Here is a 1,863-nt window from a genome sequence, read left to right as displayed (position 1 = left end):
AAGTATATTCGGAAACCCTTAGGCCTCCATTTATCTTAATCCCGAAGGGTGCTTTTTGATTATTCCCCCCAGAATTTCAAACAAAAACTAAAATAATTTTTATATTTTTTCCAAAAATACTTGACAAAGTTTGTAAAATTTGAAACCTCATAATATGGACTCTATTTACAAATAATTGTGAGGTGTTTTTTATGTTAGGTAACTGGCGCAGCCATTTTGATTATCAAATTTTTCTTTTATCGAGTATTAAGGAAATTCTTAAAACTAATCCCACTATCGTGGAATATTACTCATCAAGTATTGAAAAACTATATATCTTAAATCTTGATGAGATACTGCCATTAGTTAGTGAAACCTATTCTTCAACTGGTAAACCTTCAAACCAACAGCCTGAACTTTTTAGATCATTTATATTAATGTCTGATTTAGGTTTTCATAGCATATCAAAGTGGGTAAAACACTTACGTGCACATGACATACTTTGTGCTGCCATTGGTGTCTCAATGTCAGATGTACCAGGATTAGGTACTCATTATGATTTCATATCAAGGTTTTGGGGCGTGAGCTCTGAAGTTGAAAAATCAGCCAGGAACTCACTTCATCCTTTTGTTTCCAAGCCCCGAAAAAAACTTGGGAAGAATAAAAAACTGCCGCCAAAACACCCTGGTGTTATTAAAAATTTAGTTGAACAAGCTCTTAAAGGACGAACCATCCAAACCCATCCCGAAAAGCTGTTTCAACAAATTTTTGCTAAGTTAGCTGTAGGGCCATCTGTAAAACTTGGTCTCCTTGGTGATACCAAAAAACTTGATATATCAGGAGATGGAACCTGTATTGAAACAGGCGGCAGCCCACTAGGCACTAAAACCTGTGATTGCATTAAAAAAGGTATTTTTAATTGCAAATGTGATAGAAAATTTTCTGACCCTGATGCTAGACGCGGTTGGGACAGCTATCACGAAAAATGGTACTATGGTCACTGTCTATATTTTCTTAGTGTCTATAATTCTAAACTTAAAAAAGATCTTCCAATATATTTCAGGATGGTTCAAGCACAGCGTTATGATGGTGTAACTGCAATATTTGCACTTTCAGAAGTTAAGAAAATGTATCCATTATTTAACTTTGATAAATTTATTGCTGACGCTGCCCATGATAACTATCCTACATACAAACTTCTTAACAAATGGAATATAAAAGCTGTTATATCTCTTAACCCAAAGGGTAAAGGCAAAAATAAATATGAACCACCAATTGGCTATACTAAAGACGGTATTCCTATCTGTAAATGCAACCAACCTATGGTATATGATTGGTATGATAAAGACAGGAGTAGAATAAAATATCGCTGTCCTTTAGTTAAAGGTAAAATCAGCAATTGTCCTCATAAGGAAGTATGCTCTCCAAGTGCCTACGGCAGAGTAATATACGTCAAGCCTGATGATGACCTGCGTTTATTTACGCCTATACCTAGAAACACAAATTTATGGAAACAAATAATGAAAAAGAGAACATCTTCAGAACGAGTAAATAAAAGACTACTCGAAGATTACAATATGGAAGAAGCCCACTGCCGTGGTAAAAAACGTTGGTCCTGGTGGACATTAATCCATAGCATCAATATTCATTTAGATGCTCAATTATCTGTTTCAAGAACTAATATATTGGACATTTTAGAATCAGCTTTAAACAAAGTAAGCTAATCTACATAATTGTAAATTTTTTTCAAAAAACTTATTCATGGATAAGTTAGCTTTGCTATACTCTTTTTTAGGAATAATGTCTTCCTCTAAGAGTTATCTGCACAAAAATAACATAACCAATATTTTTGAGCCAGCTTGAAATTAGTTTCCGAGCTTACTC

At 34.1% G+C, this 1,863-nt stretch carries 1 protein-coding gene; it reads left to right on the top strand.

What is annotated here, in order from left to right; all coding sequences use genetic code 11:
• Nucleotides 1-191: 191 nt before the first annotated feature.
• The gene (locus J2Z42_RS14590) at nt 192-1,703 is read left to right on the top strand and encodes a hypothetical protein (protein ID WP_245331641.1); all 1,512 of its coding nucleotides are present in this window, start codon (nt 192-194) and stop codon (nt 1,701-1,703) included.
• Nucleotides 1,704-1,863: the final 160 nt, after the last annotated feature.

It is taken from the genome of Clostridium algifaecis (assembly GCF_017874415.1).
Taxonomy (GTDB): domain Bacteria; phylum Bacillota; class Clostridia; order Clostridiales; family Clostridiaceae; genus Clostridium_B; species Clostridium_B algifaecis.
Note: the sequence above shows the minus strand (reverse complement) of the source record. Positions and strands in the feature narration are given on the sequence as shown.